Source organism: Lysinibacter sp. HNR (assembly GCF_029760935.1).
Lineage (GTDB): Bacteria > Actinomycetota > Actinomycetes > Actinomycetales > Microbacteriaceae > HNR.
Genome location: NZ_CP121684.1, coordinates 380,811 through 404,590, shown reverse-complemented (window position 1 = coordinate 404,590; position 23,780 = coordinate 380,811). Strand labels below are relative to the sequence as shown.

Genomic DNA, 23,780 nt, shown 5'->3' with positions numbered 1-23,780 from the left:
CTACCGGCTACCAATAGATAGAAAGGATGCCATGACCCTAGACCAAAAAGCTGCAGTACTCATAGTAAAATTCATGAGACACAAATATGATTCGTGCCCTTAGCGGCGTAAAAGTGATGCCAAACAGTCACTTTATGAAGTAAAGTACCTGATCAAATAGTGTGCTCCCCGCGTAGCGGGGATGATCCGAGGCGAGCTTCTCGCTGCTGCCGTTCATCGCCGTGCTCCCCGCGTAGCGGGGATGATCCTACCCTCAGCCACATACCCTTGGAGCGTTTCTAGTGCTCCCCGCGTAGCGGGGATGATCCCAATTGTAATGGAATCGTTTGTTACACGAAAAAGTGCTCCCCGCGTAGCGGGGATGATCCTATTAATATCAAGCTCATTGCCTTGGTGAGAAAGTGCTCCCCGCGTAGCGGGGATGATCCCACTGTTGGCGGCCACAAAAGAATACCGGGAAGGTGCTCCCCGCGTAGCGGGGATGATCCGGGAGACAGCCACACGTCCTAACATGGCGACTGGTGCTCCCCGCGTAGCGGGGATGATCCCGGCAACCGCCGTCACTTCTCCCCGAAACTCTAGTGCTCCCCGCGTAGCGGGGATGATCCGTCGTCCTCGTTTTCCTTGAGCGCATCACGGAGGTGCTCCCCGCGTAGCGGGGATGATCCCAAGTGGCGCACCGGGGACGTTTTCAATAACCCGTGCTCCCCGCGTAGCGGGGATGATCCCTGACGGATCGATTGGAAAAAACTCAACCTGCGGTGCTCCCCGCGTAGCGGGGATGATCCGCGGAGCCAACACTGGGGTCCGTAGACCTCGATGTGCTCCCCGCGTAGCGGGGATGATCCCTTTACCTGCGTGCGGGTGCCCGTGTGCGCCTGGTGCTCCCCGCGTAGCGGGGATGATCCGTAAATTAATACCGTCAGTCACCCACCCAACTAGGTGCTCCCCGCGTAGCGGGGATGATCCCTCCTCTCGCAGAAGCATGTGTCCCAGAAAATCGTGCTCCCCGCGTAGCGGGGATGATCCGCCGCACAGTTTTTTCGATGCGGGCCAGGGTTTGTGCTCCCCGCGTAGCGGGGATGATCCCCGCTCTGGCCGTACAAATGTTTGGGCGGTCAGGGTGCTCCCCGCGTAGCGGGGATGATCCGCGTACAGCTATCGCTATGGCGATGCTGATGAAGTGCTCCCCGCGTAGCGGGGATGATCCCAACCCGTCGGGTTTTTGGCGATCATCCTTCCGGTGCTCCCCGCGTAGCGGGGATGATCCGCAGGAGCGCACGGCGACGATGAAATTCCGCCAGTGCTCCCCGCATAGCGGGGATGATCCCGCTACACACGGCGCGACTGATCGTGTCGAGGCGTGCTCCCCGCGTAGCGGGGATGATCCCTCAGCATTCCTCTCGCAAGAATGGCTGCCGAATGTGCTCCCCGCGTAGCGGGGATGATCCCCGGAGGCGCTAATGGTGCTCTCCGGGGAAGAATTACTCCCTGCGTAGCGGGGATGACCCCCGGAGGCGCTAATGGTGCTCTCCGGGGAAGAATTACTCCCTGCGTAGCGGGGATGACCCGCATTGTGCGACCCCGGAGCAGCAATGTTCCGTATTCCCCCCGTAACGGCAACGACCCTTCGCAAGCGCCCAGACTGCGGCACAGAAGTCTGCGTAAGCAGAATCAGAGATATAGTCCCAACTCTGTCCGACACCACCCGACTCACCCTGCCCAGAGCCGAATTACACCTGCCTATTGGGGAAACCCTCGAAGCGGAGCTAGCTTTCGAGTTGGCTCGTCACAACGGGTTGTTTCTTCCTGTCAATTCTGCGGAGCATCTGGCAGAGCAATATACGTTCACTGAGCTTCAATCGTTTCTCGATCTCCACTATGTAACAATGAGTGTTTTGCGCCCGGCAGACGATTGTGCTGAGCGCACCCGGCGCTATCTCCGCGCTGCTGCATATCAGGGTCTTCATCACGTTGAGCTTTTCTTCGACCCACAAGTCGATACTGCCTGAGGTGTTCCCCTTGAGGCGCTCGTTGACGGTATCGGTAGCGCCCTGCAAGAGGCTGAACACAACCTCGATATCACCAGCCGACTCATTCTGTGTTTCCTTCGCGATTAACCGGTTGAGTCGGCGGAGAAGGTGCTGAACTCTCCCTGTGCCCGCAACAATCGGATTCTGGGCACGGGACTCGATCGAGGTCGGTTATCCACCGAGGGGGTCTTTGCCCCAGCGCGAGCTGCCGGATTACATACGGTGGCATACGCAGGCGAAGAGGGCCCACCCGAGTATATTCGTCAAGCGTTTAATCTACTGGGCACGGAACGCATCGATCATGAGATTCATGCTGTCGAATGTCCTGAGCTCCTAGCTCAGCTTTCGGCAGAGGGATCGCTCTCACCGTGTATCCACTCTCGAGCGTACGTTTGCGTGCGGCTCCCGAGCTATCTGCACACCCGCTTCTTCGATTGGATGATGCCGGCGTGCAGATCACCCTCAATTCAGACGGCCCCTCATCTATTGTGGCGGCTATATTAGGGATGCTTTTATTGCCGTGCGTGATGCTCTGGGAATCACCGCAGATCAGTCACGGAGCTTCGCACGTACCTCGATCGATGCTTCGTTTCTTCGCCCGCAAGAAAAGCGCGGTTAAACACCGAGCTTGATGCGTGGGTTGCGGGCAACAGCGGGTTCCCTATCGCGGTTTAAGGCGCGCGATAGGGGTTGCTGGCGCAGGAAGCACCGACCCCGGGTAACCTGCCACCACCCCAAACCGACTGTACGGGCTTGCTGCGGAACCGGCATCAACCACGTCACGATGCCACTGTTCCCGCATGTTTACGATATCTTCGTGGCTGCGACCAATGAAATTCCACCACATTACGATACTCTCGCCCAACGGTTCGCCGCCGAGAAAAATAATGCGGGCCGGTGTGTCCCCGGTTGCAACCCGGATATCTATGAGCCCCGGTTCGACAACACCCAGCGCGTATCGAGGGATGTGGGTACCGTTCAACCAGACGTCACCAGAGTCCACTAGGATTCCGTGCTCAAACGAGCGTGACGTGGGGATTGTGATGCTGGTGTGTGCGGGAATGCGAATCTCTGCACCGAGAAGTGGACTGTAGGTTATAGCGTCGGTTGACGCCCCGGCAAGTTCCCCCACAAAAACCAGAACATCAGCCCCGTCAATGGTGGTGTGGCGGGCTACGTGGTGTTCGAAGTGCGGAGAGACATTGCGTGAGGCCTCTGGCAGCACCGTCCATAATTGCACTCCGTGGAGCCACTGCGTTTTTGTAGTTGAGACCTCGGAGTGGCTAATGCCGTATCCAGCTGTCATGAGGTTAAGCTCACCCGGTTTCACGTATTGGTGGCTACCAACACTGTCACGATGTTCGATCTCACCGTCGAAGAGCCAACTCACGGTCTGAAGGCCCGTGTGTGGGTGTGGCGGAACAAGCATTCCACCGCTCTCGGTATTGTCCGGGCCATAGTGATCGATAAAGCACCAGGCCCCCACGGTGGTGCGGTTACGATGCGGAAGCGTTCTGCGCACGTTGAGGGCCCGAACCCCACCCAGAGGAACATCGCGGGCCTCAATAATAGTTACGTTTAGTTCGCTATTGCTCACGGCATCACCTTTGTCTTGTCTTCTCTAGCCTACCCCTGGCACCATGTTTTTTATTTCGGTGGCAGCCTCCCCCAAATAGAAAAGAAACTTTTTTATAATGAGCTTTTATCTGCAACCGTGAGAGAAAAGTTTGACGCAACCTTTACGAGAGGCTAGTCTAAATTCAGAATTTGAAACGATTCATTTATCCTTAATGCCCACTTATGACTATGTACCTAACTACCGAGAGGACTCAGTGTTGAGCACCCCTGAACAACCACAACACCGCGTATGTTTCCAACTACAGGTAAACCCGAAACTTCTGGAGGAATATCGCGCACGCCACCAAGCAGTCTGGCCAGAGATGCTCCATGCTCTCGCACAGCACGGGTGGAATAACTACTCCCTCTTTCTCCGAGACGATGGACTCCTCATCGGCTACTTTGAAACGCCCAACCTTGCCTCGGCCCGGGAAGGTATGGCAGCAACCGAGGTCAATAAGCGCTGGCAAAAAGAAATGTCCCCGTTCTTTGTCGGCCTCGATGAGGCCCCCGATACCGGTTTCACACAGCTTGCCGAGATTTTCCACCTCGAAGACCAACTCGCAACACTCTAACCCACCGCAGATTACGAACCCCAGGTTCACCACACAGATAGATCGGACACATCGTGAGTCTTAGCACTGACATCCTTGCCACACTCGAATCCCAGGCCATAGAGGTTCCCTCGTGGGCCTACGGCAATTCGGGAACACGGTTTCGTGTTTTTGGCACACCCGGCACACCCCGGAACCCCTTCGAAAAGGTATCGGATGCCGCCCAGGTCAATAAGCTCACAGCGCTCGCTCCCACCGTAGCACTGCACATTCCCTGGGACCTGGTTGACGACTTCGGAGCCCTGCGACAGCACGCCGAAGACGAAGGTATCTCGCTAGGAACCATTAACTCCAACACGTTCCAGGAGGAGAGCTACAAGCTGGGCAGCCTCACCCATAGCGACCCGGCGATCCGACAAAAAGCGATCGACCACCACTTTCAATGCATCGATATCATGCACGCTACGGGTGTAAAAGACCTCAAGATTTGGCTCGCAGACGGCACCAACTACCCGGGACAGGGAGACATCCGGGCACGGCAGGACCGGCTCGCCACATCACTGCAAAAAATCTATGAACGCCTGGGCGACAATCACCGCCTCCTGCTGGAATACAAATTTTTTGAACCTGCTTTTTACCACACGGACGTGCCAGACTGGGGAACCAGCTACGTCCACACGATAGCCCTCGGAGAGAAGGCCAAAGTGGTGTTGGATACCGGACACCACGCCCCCGGCACAAACATAGAGTTCATCGTGGCTCAACTACTTCGCCTAGGTAAGCTCGGGGCATTTGACTTTAACTCACGTTTCTATGGGGACGATGACCTCATCGTGGGCGAAGCAGACCCCTATCAGCTGTTCCGCATCATGTACGAGGTAATTCGTGGCGGTGCACTCGACCCCGCACAGGAGGTGGCGTTTGTGCTCGATCAGTGCCACAATATTGAGGAAAAAATCCCCGGCCAGATCCGTAGCGTCATCAACGTGCAGGAAATGACCGCCCGAGCGCTTCTTGTCGACAGACAGGCGCTACGGGCTGCTCAGGACAACGGAGACGTACTCGAGGCAAACCGCATCTTTACCGACGCCTTCTACACGGATGTTCGGTCGGAGCTTGCCGCCTGGCGCGAATCACGCGGACTCCCGGCCGACCCGATCGCCGCATACAGGGCATCCGGTTACCAGGAACGAATCAACGCGGAACGCGTGGGCGGCTCCCAGGCCAGCTGGGGCGCATAGCCTACAGAACACAACATCACACCCCCATTCTGATCGAACGGAAAAAACATGACTTCGGACACAGCAGCAACCCTTATCACCCGCTCAAACCGCCTGGGTGCTGACCCCAAGAATACCAATTACGCCGGTGGTAACACATCAGCTAAGGGCACGGGAATCGACCCCGCCACCGGTAAACCGGTAGAACTCATGTGGGTGAAGGGTTCGGGTGGAGACCTGGGAACACTCACCGAGCAGGGTCTGGCAGTTTTACGTCTCGACCGCCTGCGAGCGCTCACCGAGGTTTATCCCGGGGTTGATCGCGAAGACGAGATGGTGGCGGCGTTTGATTACACACTGCACGGCCGGGGCGGCGCCGCCCCCTCAATTGACACCGCGATGCACGGCCTCATTGATGCAACACACGTTGATCATCTACACCCCGATTCGGGTATTGCCATTGCGACCGCGGCTGATGGCGAGGAGCTGACCAGCACAATCTTTGGCAGCAAAGTGGTGTGGGTTCCGTGGCGTCGCCCCGGTTTTCAGCTGGGTCTCGACATTGCGGCGGTCAAGGAGAACAACCCCGAAGCGATCGGGTGCATACTCGGTGGTCACGGTATCACGGCCTGGGGCGAGACCAGCGAGGAGGCCGAGGCGAACTCCCTCTGGATCATCGCTACGGCGTCTGACTACATTGCAACCCACGGACGCTCGCAGCCGTTTGGTTCACCCCTGAGTGGTTACGGCGCGCTTCCCCCGACAGAGCGTCGCGCAAAAGCGGCTGCCCTGGCCCCCACGATCCGCGGTCTGGCTTCGACAGATAAGCCGCAGGTGGGTTCGTTTACCGACACGGATACTGTGCTTGATTTTTTGGCATCAGCCGAACACCCGAGGCTGGGGGCTTTGGGGACCAGTTGCCCCGATCATTTCTTGCGAACCAAGGTAAAGCCCCTCATTCTTGACCTTCCGGCGGCCGCCCCCGTGGAGGAGTGTATTGCCCGCCTGCACGAATTGCACAAGCAGTATCGCGCGGACTATCGCGCCTATTATGAGGCTCACGCCACCGAGGAATCACCCGCTATGCGTGGAGCCGATCCGGCGATCGTTCTGGTGCCGGGTGTGGGCATGTTTAGTTTTGGTGCCAACAAACAGACCGCCCGGGTAGCGGGTGAGTTCTATGTGAACGCGATTAATGTGATGCGCGGCGCGGAGTCCCTCTCCGCGTACACTCCCATCAGTGATGCCGAAAAATTCCGCATCGAGTACTGGACGCTGGAGGAGGCCAAGCTGCAGCGGCTTCCCCAGCCCAGATCACACGCCACACGGGTGGCTTTTGTAACGGGAGCGGCTTCGGGAATTGGCAAGGCCATCGCCACCCGCCTGGCCGCAGACGGTGCCTGCGTGGTTATTGCCGATCTTGATCTTGAGAAGGCTCAGGCCGCCGCCGCAGAACTGGGAAGCACCGATGTGGCAATCGGTGTGCGGGTGGATGTCACCGACGAGGCTCAAGTTCAGGCGGGGCTCAACGAGGCGGTGCTGGCGTTTGGCGGCGTGGATCTGGTTGTTAATAATGCGGGACTGTCCCTGTCTAAACCCCTGCTCGACACCACCGAGGCGGATTGGGATCTACAGCACAACGTCATGGCCAAGGGCTCCTTTCTGGTGTCTCGAGTGGCAGCGCGTATCCTGATCGAGCAGAGACTGGGGGGAGATATCGTCTACATTTCCTCGAAAAACTCCGTGTTTGCCGGACCAAACAACATCGCTTACTCGGCGACAAAGGCCGACCAGGCGCACCAGGTACGACTGCTGGCTGTTGAGCTGGGTGAGCACGGCGTCCGAGTAAACGGAATTAACCCGGACGGTGTGGTACGGGGTTCCGGTATTTTTGCCTCGGGGTGGGGCGCAAATCGCGCAAAAACCTACGGTATCGACGAGGAGAATCTGGGAGAGTTTTACGCCCAGCGAACCATCCTCAAGCGTGAGGTTCTGCCCCAAAATGTGGCCAATGCTGTTGCGGTTCTCACCGGCCCTGACCTCAGCCACACCACCGGACTTCATATTCCCGTGGACGCCGGAGTGGCAGCGGCCTTCCTTCGCTAGCGTGTCCAGCATTTGAGTATCCCTCCGCAGTGTCAGCGAGTGAGTAGAACCAACCCGAAAGTCGCAGGATATGTCTGAGAAGAACGTTGTTGCCGTTGATCTGGGTGCCACCAGCGGGCGTGTAATCGTGGGGCGGGTGACACCGCGGTCGATCAGGCTCACCCAGACAGCTCGCTTTGCCAACAACCCCGTCACGGTGTGGGAAGGAGCAAATCTCGGTATGCACTGGAACATTCTTGAGCTCTACCGCAGCGTTGGCGAGGGGTTACGTGAGGCGTTCCGCGGGAGAAAAATTGAGTCAATTGGTGTGGATTCTTGGGCGGTTGACTATGGACGCCTCCGCAACGGGGTATTGCGGGGCATCCCCTATCACTATCGGGACCCGCGCACCACGGCGGGGGTTGCGGCTACACACTCTATCCGTAGTCACGCCGAACTCTATGCTGTTAACGGCCTTCAATTTCTCCCTTTTAACACCCTTTATCAATTGTCTGCAGACAGGATCGCGGGTAACCTCAGCAGCGCCGACTCTATTCTGCTCATCCCCGACCTGATCAACTACTGGCTCACCGGGGTGCGGCGCACCGAAGTGACCAATGCCTCCACGACCGGGCTGCTTGATATCGCCACGAGGCAGTGGTCGGATGACCTTTTCAATGTTTTTGATGTTCCCCGGTTGCTTCTGCCTCAACTCATCAGTCCCGGACAGAGAGTTGGAACCCTCCTTGAGCCTGTCGCACATACGCTGAATGCTCCCTCACAGACTCCGGTGGTGAGCGTGGGGTCGCACGACACGGCATCCGCAATTGTGGCCGTTCCCTCCGTCGACCGAGACATCGCCTATATTTCGTCGGGAACCTGGTCGCTTGTGGGGTTTGAACTCGATGCCCCGGTTCTCACCGAGGCAAGCCGACGGGCGAACTTTACCAACGAGGCGGGGGTTGACGGTCGGGTGCGTTATTTGCGCAACGTGATGGGCATGTGGCTCATAAGCGAGTGCCTCCGCGAGTGGGAGGCGGCCGGTCATCCAGAGGATCTTGTGTCACTTTTAGGGGAGGCCACAGAGCTCTCGCACGGTTCAATCTTTGATGTCAATCACGACGATCTTCTTCCTGAGGGACCCATGACGTCACGGATTGCGCGCCTCTGTGCGGAGGCCGACCAGCCCGTGCCGCAGACCCCGGCCGAATTTGTGCGCACGATTATGCAGAGCCTGGCGGAGACTTACAGCCATTACATCCGCCTGGGGGCGGAGCTATCCAGCTCGAAGGTTAACACCATTCACATCGTGGGGGGCGGGTCACAAAACGCGCTGCTGTGCCAGCTCACCGCCGACAGAACGGGAGTTCCCGTGATCGCCGGTCCGGTTGAGGCTACCGCGCTGGGCAATGTTCTTGTTCAAGCCCGGACGGCGGATGTTATTTGGGGAGATCTTGAGTCGCTCCGAGCCCTCGTCATATCATCAACGTCCCAAATCCGGTACACCCCGCGTACAGCCTCGCGCGGATAAAATTGCGGGATGAGTTTTACATCCCTGATACAGTGGAGCGAGCGTCGGCAGATCACACTCTATCTCGGAGCGATCGGAGTCGGTGGGGTCGCAGGATTCCTCGCACCCGAGACCGCGGTGCTGGTAGAAACCACGATAACTCCCCTCCTCGCGGTACTGCTTTTCTTCACGTTTTTAGGGATTCCTCTACTTGAACTGCGAGCATCACTCAGGGATGCTCGTTTTTTAAGCGCCGTTCTTGTTCTCAACTTCGTGATGGTTCCTATGCTCGTGTGGATCATCTCATTTTTTGTGCGGGGAAACACCGCCCTCCTGGTGGGGGTGGTGCTCGTTTTGGTGACCCCCTGCGTGGACTACGTGATCGTTTTTGCCGGTCTTGCGCGAGGAAATGCCTCCAAGCTGTTGGCGGTCACGCCCCTGCTCATGCTGTTGCAGATGGCTCTTCTCCCCCTTTACCTGAGACTCCTGGCGGGTAGCGACCTTGGTGTAAACCTCAACCCCGCACCGTTTATTGAGGCTTTTCTTCTTCTCATAGTGCTTCCACTGATTGTGGCGGGCGCGGTGCAGTGGGCCACCCGCCACAATCGCTCTGCACAGCGTCTCGTGAAATTTTCTGGGATCGGGATGATCCCCGTCATGATGCTCACACTTGCCGCCGTGATCTGGGCACATATCTATCAGGTAAGCCATCAGCTCGGGGAACTCCTTCACGTGGTTCCCATTTTCCTCGGTTTTGCCACTGCTGCGACGCTACTCGGTTGGGGAACCGGAACCCTCTGGAGACTCAGCGTTCCCGACCGCCGTGCCTTGCTTTTCTCGGGGGTAATCCGCAACTCTCTTGTCGTGTTACCCCTGGCACTGGTCTTTTCTGAGACGCTGGCTCTGGTTCCCCTGGTTGTCGTTTTTCAGACGATGATCGAGTTTGTGGTCATGGTGATTCTCGTGAGGCTTGTCCCCCGAATGGTACGCTCCTGATACCGATAACTACACTGCCGGAACCAGCAGGGAGGGATCAATCTCGGGCAGGTCGTCCGAAATGATCTCTGATCCGGCTGGTATCTGAGCCGCGGGCACCAAGTCTGCCGAAGCAGAAGCACCAACGGGGAACCAGACCCATCCGCAATTATCACACAAGCCAGCACTATATATTGGTGCGTAGCTCCTCCTGAGACAGACAAGGCAAAGTCAAATATTGCATGCTCGGCCGCGGAAGAACCCAAGCTGTCTGTAACCATTACTTACACATATGCATTACCCCTGTTAAAACACGGTTTCCACGTCGAAAAACAGATGATTTTATAAGTAATGCATAGAACAACAGTAGTGTTTTCAACAATAATTACAACACGTCAGGCTGACTCATCTAGAAGGCCTGAGGGTAGCTGTGTACCCGACAAGGAAAGGTACTGCCATAACCCAAGATGCTGCTGGTTTTGTGCGTATATCCACGCATACACTGTCTCGGAACTGACTCACATTCGTAGGTTGTGGGGAAATTCGAGGGGTAACAGTCCGCTGATTTCTTCCGGGACCCATCCCCGCCGTAGAGACGAGATCACCCATGTAATCAGTAGATCGTGCCGCATCCAGCAGGGCTGGCGCTGAGAAGTGCGACAAATCATCTCCTTGATGGGACCGGTCTTCCAAGTAGAGACAACCGTGGGAACTTCTGGTTTAAGTATGTAGTGGGCGTGAGATCGGAAGGTTGGCGTGGTCATGTTCGAGGTGCCAGGATCGGTAAGTGTTTTCCTGGCTCATTGTGGGGCAGTGTACGCCGAGTTCTCAGTCCCCACTTCCCGCAACCACGTAAACTGATGGCCTGCCGGTCTGCCACCACTCGACGATCATCCGGCTGGGGTCACAGAGGTAGTGTTGCAGTGATCCGTCAGAGAGAAACCCCACGTGCGGGGTAACAATCGCGCGGGGATGGCTCCGTAGCGGGTGGTTCGGCGAGGGGGGCTCCCCGTCAAGCACGTCCAGACCAACCCCCGCAATCCGTCCGGAGTTAAGCGCCGTTGTCAAAGCCTCCCGGTCGATCAGCTCTCCCCGGGAAACGTTTACCAGACTCGAACCGGACTTCATCAGGGCAAACGCTCCGTGGTCGATCACCTCCCTGGTTTCTTTCGTGAGGGGAACGTGCAGTGATAGGACGTCGGCCCCTTTCAGAAGTTCCTGTCGTGTCACGGCCGTCACCCCCGTAGGAAAATTCGTGAGGTAGGGATCATAGGCAATGATTCGTCCGAAGAGGGGCACAGCAATTTCAGCGAGTCGCCGGGCTATTTTCCCGCAGCCAAAAAGCCCCAGAGTAAGCTTGCTCAATCGCCGGGGAAGCGCATCAAAATCCTGCGTCCAGCCGCCACCGAACGCTACCCTTATGGATGTGCTGAGCTGACGCTCAACCGCAAGAACGAGAGAGAGCGCATGCGAGGCAACCTCCTCGGTTGCAACATCCGCTAGGTTACTCACCCAGATGCCCCTCTCTTGAGCGGCAGCCATATCGACCGTGTCAACCCCCGAGCTACTGGTCGCAATAATTCTGAGCCGGGGAAACTGTTCCAAAATGTCTCGATCGATGAGAGCATATCCCACCACGAGCCCAACCGCTTCACGAGCGTTCTGCGGCACAATACGGTCGTCATGCCTCTCATCGGTTCCCAGGTTCAACAGCACCGTGTCAAATCCGGCCTCGTGCAGAAGCGCCCGTCCGGGTTCTGGATCAAGGTCGGTCTGATCGGTGAAGACGACCAGGGGTCGGGAGTTCACGACGCGTTTCCACTACCGGGACCGGCTACGGAGCGATCCAGATGTGTGGGGGCAAACATCTTCAGGACGGCGGGAAGCACAATAACACTCGGCCCCGGGGTCGCGAGCGCGCGGGCGACAGCGGCGGGAGCCTCCACGAGTGATACGCGTTCCGCGTCGACCCCAAACGACCGAGCCAGGGCAGCATAGTCGGGACGAGACAGCTCGGTTGCGGTTGCTTCGCCAAAGGTGTCCTGCATATACTCGCGAAGGATGCCGTACCCACCATCATCGATGATGAGCCAGGTCACGTTTAATCGGTGCTGCGCCAGGGTGGCAAGCTCCGCAACACCGTAGAGGGCTCCCCCGTCGCCCGAAACGGCAAGCACGGGCTGAGGCGAACCAGCCGAGGCATGCCCAAGCGCCGCTCCCATTGCCGCGGGCAGGCCGTATCCCAATCCACCCGCACCCTGGGCGCTGGCAAAATCCCCGTCGCGCGGATCCCAGGCTGACCAGGCCCAATAGGCAAGAATAGTCATGTCCCAGTAGGTGTCCGCCCCGTCGGGCACCGCCTCGCGCAGTTCTTGAATAAGATCACGCTCGGTAACCAAGTCTTGGGATTCCAGGCGCCGCTGCACCGTGTTCAGCAGCATATCAATCCGGGTTCGACCGTTTGTGCGACGCTCCTGCCTATTGGCTACCGCTCCCTCGCCCGACGCGGAGCTGAGACTGTCCAGCTCGGAATTCAACGCGTGCAAAGCCTGCTTGGCGTCGGCATGGATACCTAAGCCCGCGTGATTCGCGTTGACCTTGCCCAGGTCGGCCTCAATCTGAATCACACGGCCTCGGGGAGAAAATGTGTGGTAGTTACTCGAGAGTTCCCCCAATCCGCTCCCCACCACGAGCAACACATCGGCGTTCTCAAGGAACTCGGTAACGGCGATGTCTTCTATCCATGATCGGGCCGCGAGAGGATGCTCCCAACTCAGCGCGTTTTTACCCCCAAACGTTGTGACCACGGGAGCCTCAAGCGTCTCCGCCAGGGTACGAAGCTCCGCCTGTGCACCGGCACGCACAACCCCGCCCCCGGCGAGGATCACGGGGTGCACTGCCTCCGCCAGAAGCGCGGCAGCCGCCTCAATGGTTTCTGGACGCGCCACCGGGTGCGCAGGTAAAACGTCTATCTGACGCACGGGCGGTACAATACCTGCGGCGGATTCTAGGAGAACGTCCTGCGGTATCTCTACCAGGGTGGGCCCGGCGGGGGCCGTAAGTGAGGTGCGCCAGGCCTCGGCGAGCGCCGAGGGTATCTGGGCTAGGTTGCGCACGGTAAACACCGACTTCACCACCCCGCGGAACGATGCCGCCTGGTCGGGAAGCTCGTGCAGGTAACCGTGCCTGCCTCCGCCAAGCCCGGCAACGGGGACCTGAGCACTGATCGCAAGAACCGGGATGGAGGAGCTTGCCGCCTCCTGAAGCGCCGCAAGCGAGGTGAGGGCCCCGGGGCCGGTTGAGAGCATCAGGGGTGAGACCGTACCACTCACCCGGGCGAGACCGTCAGCCATAAACCCGGCGTTGTTTTCTACCCGGGCACCCAAGAAACGCAGCCGCGAGCGCCGGAGGGCATCAAAGAGCCCGAGCGCGTGCTGACCGGGAAGGCCCACAACCGAGCGGGCTCCCAGCGCCCACAGCGTTTCGAGTACAACGTCACCGCCGATGCGGATGCCGTCATCAGGGTTCTTGATCATCACGCGCTCCTTATAAATTTCCACTCACCGCACCGGAAGGTCAATAATCTCGTTGGCCTCGGTACGGTCACTAATTTTCAGGCGGCGCGACCACTCGGTCATAATCACGTCGTCGGTTGGCCGGGTCATTAGACTCACCACGATAAAGGTCACCAGGCTGGAGCCGAGCCCAAAATAGATCGGTTCGTTTGCCAGAATACCCGTGATAAACATGGTGATGATCACCGTCGCGGTTCCCACCAGGATGCTCGCAAGGGCACCGGAACGGGTACCCCGTTTCCAGAGGAGGCCTCCCAGGATTGCCACAAAGAGTCCACCCACAAGAATGTTGTACGCGATTGTGAGTGCACCCACCACGCTCGTCACGGCCGAGGCTATGACGATCACGGCCACACCAAGGATCAGCGTGGTTAACCGGTAACCCGCGATTCCGGCCCCCTCCGGGTGCCCGCCACTCGCTCCAACAGATGCACTCGCCGTTCGACTTCCGGGGATAAAGAGGGCTTTTAACCGAGGAACGATATCGCTCGTCAACACCGTTGCGGAGGCTATGAGCGCTCCGCTCGCGGTTGACATCATGGCGGCAAGCGCCGCGGCCAAAACGAGTCCGCGGATACCCGGGGGAAGAACATCCTGAACAATCGTGGCGAATGCCTCGTCGGGGTTTGCCAGGGTGGGGTAGAGCACACGAACGGCCATTCCGATGAGGGCCCCCGCAACGGCGTAGATGAGGCAGTAGATACCGGAGGCTATGCCGCCGATGGTGCTGATGCGCGGGGTTTTTGCGGTGAAGACCCGCTGCCAGATGTCCTGACCGATGAGTAGCCCCAGCGTATAGACCACGATGTAGGTGATGATGGTGGCCCCACCGATTGACCAGGGTGAGAAAAACGAGTCAGCTAGGCGCTCTCCCATCCCACTAAAGCCACCCGCGTTAACTATTGCGATAGGAAGGAGGAGCAGAAGAATACCGATGGTTTTGATCACAAATTGCACCACGTCGGTGAGGGTGATAGACCACATTCCTCCCATTACGGAATAGGTCACAACAACCGCGCCTCCCAGCACAATGCCCCAGAAGTTAGGCATGCCAAAAAGCACGTGGAAGATGGTGGCGTAGGCGAGGGTCGAGGTGACCGTGAGCATGAGGGTATATAAAAACATCACCAGACCCGAGATGAGACCGGAGGAACCCCCGTAGCGCAGGTCGAGCATCTCGGTTACGGTGTAAACCTTGAGCTTAACAATCCGCTTGGCGAAGAAGGCGCTCAGCACCAGGATGCCCAGCCCAATTGCCACTACCAGCCAAGCTCCAGAGAGACCGTGGGTGTACCCCAGGCCGATTCCGCCAACGGTAGATGCCCCGCCCAGAACGATCGCGGAGAGCGCACCCGAGTACATGAAGGTTCCCAGTCTTCGACCGGCCACCAGGTAGTCGCTTTTGGACGCGGATCTGCGCATCCCCCAATAGCCCACCCCGAGGATGCCGATGATGTATACGGCCATCACAGTGTAATCCAGGACCACGTTGTCTCCCTATTTTTGGCTGGCGCAAGGCCAACAAAAAGTTTTGAGTTGGTAGAACCAACACTCGATACGTTATCTACGTAACGCTAGTCTCGCTTCCTCCCGCGAGCGAACAGAATTTGATCCCAAAATGGAATGATTTCAGGATAAATTATCTTCATGGATATTCCCACTCCTCCCCCCGAACATCGCACCGGCCCCCTGGGCGTTCCTCCCACAGAGCCGGGAGGCTACATCGCTATCCTCCGAGGGCTCTCACAGCGTGATGATCGCTCCGGGATCCCGCTCGGTGTTCTCCTCGACACGCCAGAACTCATGATGACCCTGCTGAGTCCCGTCACGCAGCGCGAGAGCGCCCGAGCACTCTCGCTCGTGACCACGGCGGTTATTGAGCTCAACGACCCGCGCCAATATCTCTACGGTCACGAGTTCCTGCTTATCACCGGCCTGGGGCTTCCCACGTCTGAGCAAGATATCGACGAGTACGTGCTCCGGCTCTGTGACGCGGGAGTTGCCGCCCTAGGGTTTGGGGTAGAACCCGTTTACACCGAAGTACCCGAGCCTCTGATTGAGGCGTGCACGCGGCGTGGCCTGCCCCTCGTTCGTATCGACGCCGAGGTGCGTTTTGTGCAGGTCACTAACCGTTTCTCCCACGAGATGCATAACAACCGCCTGCGCGGGCTGCACTACGTGAGCACCATGGCAAGACGCCTCACGAAGGCCGCACTCCTCCCCAACCCCACCAAGCAGCTCGTCACCACGCTTTCACAGATGACGCACTCCTGGGTTGTTCTCCGCCAGGGCGAAGACCTGTTTCAAACGGGTACGGCTCCCACCCAGATTTCTGCAGCGGACCTGGTGCGAGAATATTCAGAACGTCTGGGCGGACAAACCCTCCACCAGGTGTTCGGTTCTTTTCCCGCCGATAATACCCACTACGAGGTGACCGCTATCGGCATCCGCCCCTCGGCCACTCTCGCCACAGCAACAAGCGAGCTTCTCCTCGTGAAAGAACCGCGCATCACGAGCGATGATCGCACCGGGCTAATGCTAGCCGCTGACCTTCTTCAGCTTGTGCTTGTCCTTCCCCGTTCACAGTCAACCGCCCTCGACCAATTGATGATGACGCTGTTGGTTGACGAGGCCGTATCGCCCACCTCCACCACCATGCTGGATCGAATAGATCGGCTTGTGACGAGCTCCCTCGGCGAGCATCGACGGCGTTTAGGGTACGCGATCACGGCTATCTCGCTCGCGGGAGAGTCTGCGCACGCAACCGATCTCGCGTGGTGGCGCCTTCTGCTCAACACGCCCTTTGTGGATCACCGAGGTGGCCGCCTGCGAGCGATCGTGTCGGCGCCACCCAGCGCGTCCATTGTTGAGACCTGCGCCGAACGTGGCTGGGTACTGAGCGTCAGCTCTGAACATCCCGGGCACCGCCTGAGCGAAGCCATGCGCGAGGCTGAGCTGCTTGTTCCCCGAGCGCGCGAACTGAGACGATCCCTCATGTTCTCCGAAGAGCTTGGATCGCTCAGCGCCCTCGTGCCACCCGGACTCGTCTCCACCTTTTCGGCGGTGACTCTGGAGCCCGTCAGCACGTCGAATCATCCCGAGACGGAGGCCATCCTCACCACACTACACTCGTGGTTGCTCAACAACGGAGGTTGGGATGCCACGGCCAGGATTCTGGGCTTACACCGCAATACCGTACGGCGTTACGTGAGCACAGCGGGTGCGCTACTCGGACGAGATCTCGATAACGCGCTCGTTCGCGCAGACCTGCTTGTGGCCCTGGAAAACCGCCCCAGCCCATAGACACTCACCCAGCACCCGAATACCCCAGACTCAGGCGTCCTTCCAATCCACGGTGCTACCCGAGGGACGACTTAAGCAACCCCCGCTGCGGTTTTTCTCCAGGTGCGGCCGAAGGCAAACCAGAGCAGTCCGCCAAGCACGGGAAGGAAAAAGATAATTGCCAGCCAAGCCCACTTTGTAAATCGTCGCAGCCTCGTACGATCAAAGAGCGCACAGTCAATGAGACAACAGATGTCAAAAACAGCAATCAGAATACTCACTAACACCATACGTTGAGTATAGGACTTCTCTATCCCTTGCGCAGGGCGATCAGGGAGAGCAGGTCATACGCAACGTGTGACGCGGCGACACCCGTGAGCTCGGCATGATCGTAGGCGGGGGCAACCTCGACCACGTCAGCACCAACCACATTCATCCCCGCCAGGCCACGAAGTATCTCGAGCAGCTCGCGCGAGGTGAGCCCTCCCGCCTCGGGGGTTCCCGTGCCGGGGGCGTGGGCGGGGTCGAGGACATCGATGTCGATTGAAATATAGAGCGGGCGATTACCCACACGATCACGCAGCGAGGCTGCAATCTCGTCAACACCCTTGCGGAAAACATCGGCGGAGGTCACGATGCCGAACCCAAAGCGGCGATCATCCTCAAGGTCGCGGTGCCCGTAGAGCGGGCCGCGGGTTCCCACGTGACAGATAGCCTCGGTATCAAGCAGCCCTTCCTCTACGGCACGACGAAAAGGGGTTCCATGAGTGTACTCCGCACCAAAGTAGGTGTCCCAGGTGTCCAGGTGCGCGTCAAAGTGCAGCAGCGCAACCGGGCCGTGAATCGCGGAAACGGAGCGGAGCAGAGGTAGCGCAATGGTGTGGTCTCCGCCGAGAGTCACCAATCGGGTACCCGAGCTCACCAGCTGGTGTGCGTTTTCCTGGAGCGATTCAATGGCCTCCCCAATATTAAACGGATTAATGGCAATGTCTCCCCCGTCTACCACCTGTTGAACCCCAAAGGGGGACACCTCGAGGGCGGGGTTATAGGGTCGCAAGAGGCGACTGGACTGCCGGATATGCTGGGGTCCAAATCGAGCACCCGGGCGGTAGGAGACACCGGTGTCCCAGGGCACACCGATAACCGCGATATCGGCGCGCGGCACCTCCTGAAATGTCGGGAGTAGCGCAAACGTTGACGGCCCGCTAAACCGGGGCACCACCGAGGTGTTTACCGGTCCAGTGTAGCCACCGGCCACAACGCGTGGAGCGTTTGCGCTTAGTGCACTGGGAAGGTTCGGATAGTTCAGCGACTCTGCCATGAGTCGGCTCCTTTCGATGGATACACTCGATCATATTACCTACAGACAACTTTTGTATCTTTTTAAGCAACAATCAATGGGTTCTATACTGGGTTAGATCAGTATTCACTGTCAAATTAACCGATTCGCCGGAGCCTTCTGAAAGGGGTAAAAGTGAGATCGATACACCCCTCACCGTCAAGCACCCCACTGCTCATCGGGGCCAAGCTCCGCTCTACTAGGCAGGCCCAGGGCCTCACCATTGAACAGATTGCCGACTCCACCGGACTCACCAAAGGTTTTATCAGCAGGGTCGAGCGCGACGAAACCTCCCCCAGCGTGGCAACCCTCATCACCATCTGTCAGGTACTCTCCCTTCCCGTAGGCTCGCTTTTTGAACCGCCAACACACGAGGTCATCCCCCTCGCAGACGCCCCCACCATCAACATGGGAGGAACGGGGGCCTCAGAACGCCTCATCACCCCACGCGGTGAATCACACGTTCAGGTGCTGCGCTCAACGCTCCAACCGGGGGCCAGCGGGGGCAGCGATCTCTACACAATCAACGGCGAAACCGAGGTGCTGCACGTTCTCACCGGCCAGATCCTACTTCATTTCCGACACGGCAACGTTTCGCTTCGAGCCGGAGACACCATCACGTTCAGCGGCAAAGAGCCACACAGCTGGTCAAACCTGAACGACACGGTAGCGGAGGTCATCTGGACAATCGCTCCCGCAGCCTGGAGCGGTTCGGCCTAGCGGCGGCGACCAGCCAGCCACAATCCAGGGCGGAACGACTCGACAAGTCCCGCGACCACACCCGGCGCAAAAGAATTTAAGCTCCCGGTATCAAACCGTCGTCTTCCCCCTAAAAGAGCGTGTCCGTGAGAGAAGAGGGTATCCCAAAACGATGGGCCGTAATACTGATCGACTGCTCCCGAAGAAACGGCAGCATCTCAAGACGACCCGAGTTTGTCACCGGCTGTGCGGAGAGGCGGACCCCCGGCTGCTGCGCCAGGCTCCGCGCCGCCTCCTCCCTACGCCCCCCCACAAGCCGCACCCGGTCCAAACCGGGAACACCAATAGCCAAACGCTCATACCATTCGGCATCACTTTCGATGCTGATATCAATCTCCAAGTTCTCTAGCACCTCACGAACTGCCCTAGGCAGGGGCACAGAAACGCTAAGACTTAATTGCGCCCTCGTAAGAGCACCTGCCACAAGCACACGAAGCAATTGGGGAAGATCAGCATCTTCTGACTTCCGTATCATGCTGTCAGCGGGCCAGTAGCGCAGCAGGTTACGTTCGATACCCAGCTGTGAGACATCATGCACCTGAGAAAACTCGGTTCCCCACACGTAGGCATCACTCAGCGCGGCGCGGCGCAGCACATCGAACTCCTCGTAGGAAAGCAGCTCTTGAGAGGCCTCAATCAGCGCCGCTACCCGATCGTCCAAGCCGCGCAGATGCAGTGTTGAACTCTGATCACCCTCATCGGCCACCCAATCACCCAGAGCGAGCAGATAGTTCGGTCCACCCGCTTTGAAGCCCACACCGGCACTCGACTTTTTCCACCCGCCAAACGGCTGACGCTCAACCATTAGACCTGTGATTTCCCTGTTCACACACAGATTTCCGGCCTGAACATTGTCCACCCAGATACCCACCTCCTCGGCATCCAGGGAGTGAAGCCCCGCGGTGAGTCCGTACCCTGTGGAGTTTTGAATATCGATGGCCTCCGTGAGTGAGAGGGCTGTCATTACACCAAGAACGGGTCCGGGAGTCTCCATGCGATGCATTGGCGAACCCCTCTTAACCCCGAGCTTAACCCCGGGAGACCAGAGGCGCCCCGCCGCATCAACGGGCTTCGGTTCCACCAACCACGATTCACCGGGCTCAAGAGAGGTGAGCACCCCCCAGAGATCATTCGACGGCGCCTCGACGAGGGCCCCCACCTGTGTTGCGGAGTCAAAAACGCTGCCCACCGCGAGCGAGCGCACGGCATCCTCGAGCTGGCGCATAAAGCGTTTGGAACGAGCCACACTCCCCACCAAGATTACCAGGCTTGCCGAAGAACAATCTTGCCCCGAATATCCAAAGGCGCTCGATACAATAGCTGCTACGGCCGCGTCAACATCAGCGCTCGGGGTTACCACAATCGCGTTCTTGCCACTGGTTTCAGCAACGAGCTGCAGCTCGGGGCGCTGCCGCTGAAAAAGCTGCGCCGTTTCCCAGGAACCGGTGAGCACAATCCTGTCAACTCCCGGGTGAGAAACCAGGTAGCGTCCCAATCCACCCTCGCTCGGCTGTGTTTCCGGAATTCCGATGGCCCGACTCAGGTCACTCGTCTCGGTAAAAAGAAGCACACCGGTGTCGGCCTGCACAGTGTCTTCGTCAGCGGTGATGCCGGCGTCAAGAATGTCCACCAGCGCCAGAAGGTCACGCGGAACTCCGGCCTCCCACAGCACCTCAGCAACAAGCGCACCACAGTGTCGCGCCTGCGGTGCCGGTTTGAGAATAACACCGCTCCCCGCTGCAAGCGCCGCCAGGGTAGACCCAATTGTGGTGCATACGGGACGGTTCCAGGGAGGGGTAACAACAGTGAGACGAGAGGGTACAAAGCGAGCACCCACAACCGTGTCAAGGTCCGCCGCCCGAGCCGCGTAGTAGCGCGTATAATCGATCGCCCGGCTCACCTCCAGGTCGGCCTCCGTGAGGGGCTTACCCACCTCTGTCACAAGACACTCAATAAATCGATCACGATTTGCCACCAGGCCAAACGCTACGCGGCGAAGAATGGCCCCGCGATCCGCACCCGACATGGCTCCCCACGAAACGGCACGTTCCCTCACAGAGACGATCAGCGAGTTGATTTCCGCGGGACTTCTCACCGCCGCCGCGGCAAGGGCCTCTTCGGGAAGAACAGTATCCGCGGCACGGGCAAGCAATCCCTCGGCCCAGGCCCTGTTGGCCGCTCGAGAGGGATCGGTGTTGGGCTCGTTCACAAAGCCGGTGAGCGAGACCACGGGAATATCATCTGGAAGCGCCGCCGGTTCAAGGATCGGGTGGGAAGCCTCCTCCATATCGCTGAGCCGCATCACGGCCTGAGTCATGCCCTCGTCGAGGGTGTCCGGACCCGGTTCCTCGGCCCTGCGGTGGAAGAGTGCGCTGTCCTCGCTCTCTACCTGATGCTCCGTACTGCGATCCTGCGTTCTTCTACTTGTCGGCGCAACATCTACACCGAGGCGCGCAAGCGACGAGACAAAGCGTTCACTCTCTCGGGTAAAGACCTCCTCCTTGTCATCAGAGAAAAGGAACGCCGATAAAAAGCTGTCGGCAGAAAAACCCTCTTCCAGCCTGCGAGCCAGGGCGGAGACGGCGGCATCAAACTCTCCGGGGCCCACCACCGGAGTGTACAGCTGAACACTCCCCACGGTGCGGGACACCGCGTCAATGTGGGCGGGCTCCATACCCAAAAGCATCTCGTACTGCACCGAATCAGAAACCCCGCGACGCTCGGCCAACTTGTGAGCCAGGGCAACATCAAAGAGGTTGTGGGTTGCCACACCCACCTTCAGGGCACGGACATGCTCGGGGCGCAGGGCATAGTCCAGCAGTCGTTTATAGTTTGTGTCCGTCTCACGCTTCGAAGAGAAGGTGGGCCGTGGCCAACCGTTCAGAGTGGAGTTCACGCCCTCCGCCGACAGGCTTTCACCCTTTACCAATCGCACATAGAGAGGAGCGCCCCCGTTCTCTACACGTTTCATTGCCCACCGGGTGAGTTGCTTGAGAGCCTTGTACGAATCGGGAAGATAGGCCTGTAGTGTGATGCCCGCACTCATCGAACGTAACTGCGGCCGGTTGAGAATGTCTCGAAAAATAGCATTTGTCAGATCAAAGTGACCGAACTCTTCCGCATCCAGGGTGATAAAGGTTCCGGTCTGCGCCGCCAATTCGTACAGCACAAGGAGCCGCGCGCTAATTTTGCTCACCGTCTCCTCAAAACCCCACAGCGTAATATTGCTGGCGATTGAGGAAAGTCTGAGCGAGATCCGCTCCACATCGTCACGCTTGATCACCTCGCGAATAATTCCCGCCCGGCGCCGCGCCTCCTTCTCCCCGAGCACGGTCTCTCCGAGCACGCTCACGCTGGGGTCGTGCCCGGCGGCCCGTATCCTTGCCAGAGCCTTACCCAGCACATCGGGTTTCTTCCCCGGGCTGTTCCCCTCCGGCGGGGCATCAATAATCAGATGACTCACGGTGCGTCGCAGGGCACCCTTAGCCAAGGGAATAACGGCCCAGGGGAGCGCCAGGGAGGCCACGCCGCCGGCCTGAACCGCCAGCCGCAACGCGGGAGAAAGCGACTCCGGGGCCCGTGCCGCTACTCTTTTGAGGTTCATCGCAGCCACAAATGCATCTTCGGGCTGAATAACACCGTCGATAAAATCTTTGATGAAAGTGAGCCCATCATCGTCACGGAGCAGCTCAAAAAGCAAGCGTGATTCCCCCGTTGCCCCTGTGTCCGCGGACTCGCTGTCCGTCAGCCACTGCCTCACCAGAAGAATTGCGTCGTCGGCAAGATTGCGCGGATGTATCAGATCTGCTGAGTCGGCCATAGTCCAAGCCTAGGCCGCGACGATAAAAAATCGGCTCATTTGCGACTATAAATACGGCAAAACCCATCTAAAATAGACGTACACCGTCTCGGGGAGGTCATTGCATGCACACGCGCGAACACGTTCGTTACGACTTGGCACTGCGTCGGCTCGCAGTTTTTTCCATTCACGATGTTGTGCCGGGCATCCGATCAATCACACTCGCGGGTTCCGATCTTAATGATTTTGTTTCGGACGGCCCCACCGATCACGCCAAGGTTTTCTTCCCCGATCCCGCTACCGGGCAACTTAACGCGCCGTGGATAGCAGAGGACGGCGGCATTCAACGTCCCGACTCTGGAGTCTCGATATCCCGCGACTACACCCCGCTACGCTACGTTCCCGCCACGCCGGAGCGCCCGGCCAGCATCGATATCGAGTTTGTTCTCCATGAGAACCCGGGTCCAGCCACCTCCTGGGCCCTCGGTGCAGCGGTAGGAGACGAGGTGGTTGTTGGGGGTCCACGCGGATCAGCCCTGGCTCCCACGGACTCACCGGAGGCCATACTCATCGCCGACGAAACGGCGCTTCCCTCCCTCACCCGCTGGCTACAGTTGCTTCCCTCACAGACCGGGGTCAGCGCAATCCTGCTCACTGAGAACGAAGATTTTGACCCTTACCTGAGCAACCCCCTGCAACCACCCACGCTTCACACACGTGCCTCCGTCGAACGTCTCTACCGAGAAGACGGCCCGGGGCAACTGCTTGAGGCGGTGCGGTCAATCAGTATCGGCCAGGACACCTACGTGTGGGCAGCGGGAGAGGCAAACGAATTGATTCCCGTGAGGCGCTACCTTCGTCGCGAGCTGGGTCTTGCCCGCGAACAGGTTGATGTGCAGGGCTATTGGAAGCGGGGCGTAGTCAACCTTGACCATCACGCACCGCTCGACGAAACCGATCCCGAGTAGGCTTCTCTCTCCGCCCAGGATTAAGGTCATCCCCCATCTGCGCACCTCGCTGCTTGGTTGCTCC

18 protein-coding genes and 1 CRISPR repeat array are annotated in these 23,780 nt (G+C 58.7%); of the genes, 11 read left to right on the top strand and 7 right to left on the bottom strand.

Features of this window, described 5'->3' with window-relative positions:
- Positions 1–161: 161 nt before the first annotated feature.
- A CRISPR array of direct repeats spans positions 162–1,629; the repeat unit is 27 nt; unit sequence GTGCTCCCCGCGTAGCGGGGATGATCC.
- Positions 1,630–1,781: 152 nt separating this feature from the next.
- The 3 genes from FrondiHNR_RS01805 (at position 1,782) to FrondiHNR_RS01795 (ending at position 2,665) form a co-directional block, all read left to right on the top strand.
- Positions 1,782–2,012 (top strand): hypothetical protein, encoded by a 231-nt coding sequence (locus FrondiHNR_RS01805; protein ID WP_279353541.1) that lies wholly within the window; start codon positions 1,782–1,784, stop codon positions 2,010–2,012.
- A gap of 129 nt (positions 2,013–2,141) precedes the next feature.
- A complete protein-coding gene (locus FrondiHNR_RS01800; protein ID WP_347567115.1) occupies positions 2,142–2,537 on the top strand; it encodes a hypothetical protein in 396 nt (131 codons plus the stop codon).
- Complete coding sequence (locus FrondiHNR_RS01795) at positions 2,426–2,665, top strand: hypothetical protein (RefSeq protein ID WP_279353540.1); 240 nt, start codon at positions 2,426–2,428, stop codon at positions 2,663–2,665. Before FrondiHNR_RS01800 ends, FrondiHNR_RS01795 begins: the two co-directional genes overlap by 112 nt.
- Positions 2,666–2,694: 29 nt before the next feature.
- On the opposite strand, the gene FrondiHNR_RS01790 is transcribed toward FrondiHNR_RS01795, so the two are convergent.
- Positions 2,695–3,630, bottom strand: coding sequence for a pirin family protein (locus FrondiHNR_RS01790; protein ID WP_279353539.1), 936 nt, complete (start codon positions 3,628–3,630; stop codon positions 2,695–2,697).
- Positions 3,631–3,823: 193 nt separating this feature from the next.
- On the opposite strand from FrondiHNR_RS01790, the gene FrondiHNR_RS01785 reads away from it, so the two are divergent.
- The 5 genes from FrondiHNR_RS01785 to FrondiHNR_RS01765 all read left to right on the top strand — a co-directional run bounded on the left by FrondiHNR_RS01785 (position 3,824) and on the right by FrondiHNR_RS01765 (position 10,015).
- Complete coding sequence (locus tag FrondiHNR_RS01785; protein ID WP_347567114.1) at positions 3,824–4,225, top strand: L-rhamnose mutarotase; 402 nt, start codon at positions 3,824–3,826, stop codon at positions 4,223–4,225.
- Positions 4,226–4,275: 50 nt separating this feature from the next.
- Positions 4,276–5,445 carry an L-rhamnose isomerase gene (rhaI, locus tag FrondiHNR_RS01780; RefSeq protein WP_279354444.1) on the top strand — a complete coding sequence of 390 codons (1,170 nt, stop codon included), beginning with the start codon at positions 4,276–4,278 and terminating at the stop codon, positions 5,443–5,445.
- Positions 5,446–5,493: 48 nt separating this feature from the next.
- Positions 5,494–7,530: a bifunctional aldolase/short-chain dehydrogenase gene (locus FrondiHNR_RS01775; protein WP_279353538.1), complete on the top strand. Its 2,037-nt coding sequence runs from the start codon at positions 5,494–5,496 to the stop codon at positions 7,528–7,530.
- A 70-nt stretch (positions 7,531–7,600) separates the two neighbouring features.
- The gene (locus FrondiHNR_RS01770) at positions 7,601–9,040 is read left to right on the top strand and encodes a rhamnulokinase family protein (RefSeq protein ID WP_279353537.1); all 1,440 of its coding nucleotides are present in this window, start codon (positions 7,601–7,603) and stop codon (positions 9,038–9,040) included.
- Positions 9,041–9,049: 9 nt separating this feature from the next.
- Positions 9,050–10,015 (top strand): bile acid:sodium symporter, encoded by a 966-nt coding sequence (locus FrondiHNR_RS01765; protein ID WP_279353536.1) that lies wholly within the window; start codon positions 9,050–9,052, stop codon positions 10,013–10,015.
- A gap of 807 nt (positions 10,016–10,822) precedes the next feature.
- On the opposite strand, the gene FrondiHNR_RS01760 is transcribed toward FrondiHNR_RS01765, so the two are convergent.
- Genes FrondiHNR_RS01760 through FrondiHNR_RS01750 form a run of 3 tightly spaced genes read right to left on the bottom strand, consistent with a single transcriptional unit; the run spans position 10,823 to position 15,057 of the window.
- Positions 10,823–11,803, bottom strand: coding sequence for a C-terminal binding protein (locus tag FrondiHNR_RS01760; protein ID WP_279353535.1), 981 nt, complete (start codon positions 11,801–11,803; stop codon positions 10,823–10,825).
- The gene (locus tag FrondiHNR_RS01755) at positions 11,800–13,530 is read right to left on the bottom strand and encodes a thiamine pyrophosphate-binding protein (protein ID WP_279353534.1); all 1,731 of its coding nucleotides are present in this window, start codon (positions 13,528–13,530) and stop codon (positions 11,800–11,802) included. The genes FrondiHNR_RS01760 and FrondiHNR_RS01755 overlap by 4 nt, the downstream gene beginning before the upstream one ends.
- 24 nt (positions 13,531–13,554) lie before the next feature.
- Positions 13,555–15,057, bottom strand: a complete 1,503-nt coding sequence (locus FrondiHNR_RS01750) for a sodium:solute symporter (RefSeq protein ID WP_279353533.1) — start codon at positions 15,055–15,057, stop codon at positions 13,555–13,557.
- A 159-nt stretch (positions 15,058–15,216) separates the two neighbouring features.
- On the opposite strand from FrondiHNR_RS01750, the gene FrondiHNR_RS01745 reads away from it, so the two are divergent.
- Positions 15,217–16,872, top strand: a complete 1,656-nt coding sequence (locus FrondiHNR_RS01745) for a PucR family transcriptional regulator (protein ID WP_279353532.1) — start codon at positions 15,217–15,219, stop codon at positions 16,870–16,872.
- A 71-nt stretch (positions 16,873–16,943) separates the two neighbouring features.
- Here the strand turns inward: FrondiHNR_RS01745 and FrondiHNR_RS01740 are convergent, their stop codons facing one another.
- Positions 16,944–17,141, bottom strand: a complete 198-nt coding sequence (locus FrondiHNR_RS01740; RefSeq protein ID WP_279353531.1) for a PLD nuclease N-terminal domain-containing protein — start codon at positions 17,139–17,141, stop codon at positions 16,944–16,946.
- 20 nt (positions 17,142–17,161) lie between these two features.
- On the bottom strand, positions 17,162–18,172 hold the full coding sequence (gene speB, locus FrondiHNR_RS01735; protein WP_279353530.1) for an agmatinase: 1,011 nt from the start codon (positions 18,170–18,172) through the stop codon (positions 17,162–17,164).
- Between the two features lie 153 nt (positions 18,173–18,325).
- Between speB and FrondiHNR_RS01730 the strand changes: the two genes are divergently transcribed.
- Entirely contained in the window at positions 18,326–18,910 is a 585-nt protein-coding gene (locus tag FrondiHNR_RS01730; protein ID WP_279353529.1) for a helix-turn-helix domain-containing protein, read from the top strand.
- Between the two features lie 109 nt (positions 18,911–19,019).
- On the opposite strand, the gene FrondiHNR_RS01725 is transcribed toward FrondiHNR_RS01730, so the two are convergent.
- Positions 19,020–22,769 carry a bifunctional proline dehydrogenase/L-glutamate gamma-semialdehyde dehydrogenase gene (locus FrondiHNR_RS01725; protein ID WP_279353528.1) on the bottom strand — a complete coding sequence of 1,250 codons (3,750 nt, stop codon included), beginning with the start codon at positions 22,767–22,769 and terminating at the stop codon, positions 19,020–19,022.
- A gap of 104 nt (positions 22,770–22,873) precedes the next feature.
- On the opposite strand from FrondiHNR_RS01725, the gene FrondiHNR_RS01720 reads away from it, so the two are divergent.
- Positions 22,874–23,716: a siderophore-interacting protein gene (locus FrondiHNR_RS01720; protein WP_279353527.1), complete on the top strand. Its 843-nt coding sequence runs from the start codon at positions 22,874–22,876 to the stop codon at positions 23,714–23,716.
- Positions 23,717–23,780 lie beyond the last annotated feature (64 nt).